Raw genomic sequence first — 4,694 nt, forward strand, 5'->3', positions numbered from 1 at the left:
GCAATACGATTAGCAAACTCTTCCAAGTAGCCATTACCCTTAATAGTGACGATATTAATTTTTGCAGAAGCTAGATCTGGGGTTGCAACCTTCAGCCTTTCAATCTCAGCCTTAGCGGTGGTTACATCGGTCTTTGGAATACTTGGAAAAGTGATTGAACCGACCTGCGACTCAAGTAACGGATAATCAAGTGGTAATTCCCCACTGAGTCCAGTGCGTAGATTGTTAAAATTTAAACCAAGACGTATAGCCTGCCTTAAACTTTTATCCTTAAGTATGGGACTTTCAGTGTTAAAGAAGGCGAAAACACCATAATTGACTGAATTCTGGTATTCGTTAATATTACCTATGCTTAATTCTTGTGCAAATTTGGAAGGTAGGTCAGCGGTTGCAGTGACGGTACCACTACGAATAGCATTCTTGATGTCATTTAAATTATTAAAGGCGTGAATTGAAAAGCTATCGAGCATAGGCGCGCCCTTATAATATTTTGAGTTGGCTGTGAGGTAGACAATTTTCTCACCTTCGGTACCAATATTCTGTGTAGCATTAACCGTGAAGGCACCAGAAGTGACTGGGCGATTAGAGAACTTATTCTCAAGTAATAATTCTGGAGAGACATCTGCAAGGAGATGAGAGGGTAAAATTGGGATATCAAGTGAACCTTCAAAGAAAGCATTAGGCGAGCTAAGCGTAAATATTAGTTCCCCCTGCTCGTTCTCAACGGCAGTAACGCCAACAAGTTTGGCGGCAAAACTGGTTTTAATACGAGTGCTTTGAATAGTTTTAACGGTGTAGAGAACATCGGCATTAGTAATTGGTTGGTCATCAGACCATTTTAATCCTTCACGGAGCTTCACTGTCCAAACATCACCCGCATCATTTGCGTGGATAGTTTCAGCAAGACCAAGGCCAGTATGGCCAGAATAATCATTGGCGCTTAGAGTAGCGAAGAGTAGGCGAGAGAGGGTTTCCTCGGACGAAGTACTAGCAAAAAGTGGATTAAAAGAATTGATCTTTCCTAGAGTGGCCTCAGTATAAGTACCGCCACTCGTGTAAGTCTCGACGGCAAAGGAATTTAAATACCAGTAGGCCTGAGTAATAGAAAGTAAGATAATGACCGTAACAAGAAGGATCCATTCGAGGATATAGAGACGAACATCCTTAATGTGGGAAATGTGATCAATAAGATTTTCTTTAATATGCTCCTGGCCATCACGATGCACTCTTTTGGAAAAAAGAGAAATTTTCTTGAAAATTTTGCGCCCACTCTTTTTGAGATTTTTATTCATAATTTAGGTTATGCGGGGATTAATAATAATCCCAAAATTGAAAATACGAAGACTAGTGTGAAGAAAATTGTAACGTTAAATATAGAGCGATCTAGACCTCGACGAGTTGTATATAACTCACCAGATGCACCGAAGCCTGCACCAAGAGAGGCACCGCGTTGCTGTAAGAGAACTAGTAAAATACATAAAACGGCAGAGACAAGAGTTACGGTTTCTAAGAAATTTCCAATATTCATATATTAATTATAGGACGGGACTAGAAAATTAACAAGACTGTTTATAACGCTGATAAGTAGCCATGAGAGAATAACTCCGATGGAGGACATATGGACATGTGGGACAATCCAGATAACTAGGGCGATCATTAAGATATTCAGGATTAGTGTAAAAAGCCCCATAGAAAGAATAATTAGGGGGAGACTGAAGATGGTGGCGATTGGTTTAACGATGGCGTTAACTAGAGACATCACTAAGCCGGCAGCTGGGTAGAGCCAGAAATTATTATAGCCAGCATCGATACTACCAAAGGCATTAATACAGATCCACATAATCACCGAGGAGACAAACCAACGAAATAGAAAAATAAGAAATTGTTTTTTTATCATAACCAAATTATAACATAAGTTAGCGTCCGAGTAATTGCTTGCTACGAAGTTGACGATGGTAGGTTATGGCAAAACGATGCGATTCTTCATCGATACGGGCAATTAATTTAGCGAGATGAGAATCATTAGAATAGAGTTGCGATTGATAAATATAAGAACCATCGGACTGGCGAACTGGAATTATCACATTAACATCAGCGTTTCTCGTATGGTCGCCCGATTTGTTACGACCAATCACTGGAATATGTGCCTGTTCAAGCAGGTGAATAACGGCGCTGAGTTGAGGCACTGCTCCGTCAAGGATAATTAGATCGGGAAAAGACCATTCTGAATGCTTGAGACGACGAAAAATCACTTCATACATACTTGCAGTGTCATCGTTCTTGCTACTTTTAATCTTAAATTTGCGGTATGCGGTGCGGTCAGAGGCACCATTTTGAAAAACCACCATACTGGCCACAGTATTAGAGCCTGAAATATGGGAGATATCATAGCCCTCAATGCGACGCGGTGGGTCTTTGAGATTTAAGAGTTGTTTTAGCTCCAGGAGGGCCTGATCAGAGGAAAGGTCTAGAAATTCTTTGTCGGAGAAGACGATCTTACGCTTTAAACCTTTCAGTCCAAAATACTCATCACGAAGCCTAGCAGCTTCTTCAAAATTGCCGAGTGAGGCGGCAGCCTTCATCTGTTTTTCAAGATCAACAATCAGCTTCTCGCGATCGCCATTTAAATAGCGAATAAGGAAGCGCAGACTCTTTTTGTAATCCTTTGGCGTTGTTTTACCAATCTCAATCCCCGGCGTAAGTCCTAAATCAGAGTTGAGAGTCTTTTTCCCGTCATAAGGTTTTTCGTAAAATGGAAAGATTTTACGTAGGATTCTAAGAGCTTTAATAATGGTATTTTTCGCATAAAATGGACCAATATAAGTTGCACCATCATCTAATGGGTTTCTGGTAGTCGAGACGTAGGGCACGGGATTATTCATGTCGATGCGGACATAACTAACCGTCTTATCATCACGAAGAAGAATATTCCACTGAGGCATGTAGCGCTTGATCATCTCCGATTCAAGAAAGAGAGCGTCCATCTCAGTCTCAACCACGATCCAGTCCGTATCAAAAATCTCTGCTACTAGCGCTTCGGTTTTGGGATCTTTTTCGGTGTTTTGAAAATACTGCCGTACTCGATTTTTTAGTACGGCAGCTTTCCCAACATAGATCACCTCGCCTTTTTGATTTTTATGAAAATAAACGCCGGGAGCAGAGGGTAGAGTTTTAAGTTTTGCTTTTAGATTTTCTGAAATCACATTGTTATTGTAACATTTTTGTAGGTTTTGCGATCTAGGCTTAGTCTAGACCAACTTCACTAATCTAAATCTGGATGTTCTCGCTCAAATTTTTTTGATCTTAATATCTCTTTTAGTTCTTCTTCAAGATTGGTATTACCATCTACTACGCCTTGATTTGAAAAGAGGCCCTTAATAATATCACCTATAGAAGTGGCATCACGTGGCGCAACTACTGGAGCTGAATTTTGATATTTAAAGTTAACGATGCCTGTAAAATCAACCTTGGATTCTGAGACCTGAAGATAAGCACCTTTTAACTGATGCGTAAGAAAATCAACGCCTAGATACAGATTTTTAAGATGAGAGACGAAGTTTTGAACATCTGCTTTTGTAAGTTCCTGATCCTCCGTATCTTCTGTTTTATCATCTTCGCCAAATGAAGTGGAAGACTTTTCGATTTTCTTCAAACATTCGACAATTTTAGTATTCTCTGCTGCTTGCTGATGTTTCTTAGTGAATTCAAAGAGTTTATCTGCATCTAATGAGACCTGGTAGAGATTACCGTAGTCTTCGATTCTACCTTTGAGGGAGTCTTCTGGGAGTTTATCATAACTTACAGAGGTAAGATTAATAAATGGATGTTCGAGATAGATTTTTGTGAGACGGTCAGTCTGGCTAAGTTCTTGTTTTATTTCATTAACAAGACAGGCGTAGGCCGAGCTAATATTTTCTTTGTCATTCTTCTCAAGTTTAAAATCGGTCTTATCAAGTGAACTTATAATCTCATTAACATCAATGCGCCACCATTTACCCTCAACATTCTCCAAGGATTTTTCGAGAAGGCTGAGAATTAGGCGAAGTTCGGGATCATCTTGCTTTAAGCCAGCAGCCTTAACTGCTTTTTGATAAGCCTCGGCAAGATTATCGATATTGAGATAGGCTGTACCATTTTCTTCAAGAAAAGTGCTGAGCTTAAAATGTAGATAACCATATTCACGTAATCTAATACCAAAATCAAATTCAGCGCTACGATTAAAATGATCGACATCGGTCTTAAAATCAAGACGAAGATTTGAGATATGTTGATAAAGCTCAGAATCAGTTTGCGGAGAAAGCTCAAGACTGCCGCTAGATGCGAGTTGCGCATTGCTTTGTTTAATAAAACCAGAAATGGCATCGGCTGCCACTTTTTCAGGCATGTTGTAGTAAAAAGCAAAAGCTGAGCCACCTACAACTAGAGTGGCAAGGGTAGCGCCAATTACAATTAACGGAAGTTTCTTCTTTTTTGATTTTGGGGTTTCTGGTGTAGGCATAGAAATTGAAGTAGTTTCACTAGTGGAATCTTCTGGCGCCGACACTGAGGGGTCTATACTAGTCTCATCTTCAGGAATAGTTGACCCAGGAACTGTAGACTCGACCACATCCTCAACAACTACTGTTTCGGAAACCACGTTGTCTGATTCGGGCTGTTCTGATATTAATTCTGAGGCGGCCTCTATGGCCTGAGCA

5 protein-coding genes are annotated in these 4,694 nt (G+C 40.2%); all 5 read right to left on the reverse strand.

What is annotated here, in order from left to right; genetic code table 11:
* The coding region (locus G3KMM_RS01825; protein WP_195157076.1) for an ABC transporter substrate-binding protein at positions 1-1,226 on the reverse strand (1,226 nt) is incomplete at its 3' end.
* A 74-nt stretch (positions 1,227-1,300) separates the two neighbouring features.
* A complete protein-coding gene (secG, locus tag G3KMM_RS01830) occupies positions 1,301-1,528 on the reverse strand; it encodes a preprotein translocase subunit SecG (RefSeq protein ID WP_164998473.1) in 228 nt (75 codons plus the stop codon).
* Positions 1,529-1,531: 3 nt separating this feature from the next.
* Positions 1,532-1,897 (reverse strand): phage holin family protein, encoded by a 366-nt coding sequence (locus G3KMM_RS01835; RefSeq protein ID WP_129604777.1) that lies wholly within the window; start codon positions 1,895-1,897, stop codon positions 1,532-1,534.
* A gap of 19 nt (positions 1,898-1,916) precedes the next feature.
* Positions 1,917-3,203, reverse strand: a complete 1,287-nt coding sequence (locus G3KMM_RS01840) for a UvrB/UvrC motif-containing protein (protein WP_129604780.1) — start codon at positions 3,201-3,203, stop codon at positions 1,917-1,919.
* Between the two features lie 59 nt (positions 3,204-3,262).
* On the reverse strand, positions 3,263-4,694 hold a 1,432-nt coding region (locus G3KMM_RS02800; protein ID WP_164998474.1), incomplete at its 5' end, for a hypothetical protein.

The sequence above is a fragment of the Candidatus Nanosyncoccus nanoralicus genome (assembly GCF_004138405.1).
GTDB lineage: Bacteria > Patescibacteriota > Saccharimonadia > Saccharimonadales > Saccharimonadaceae > Nanosyncoccus > Nanosyncoccus nanoralicus.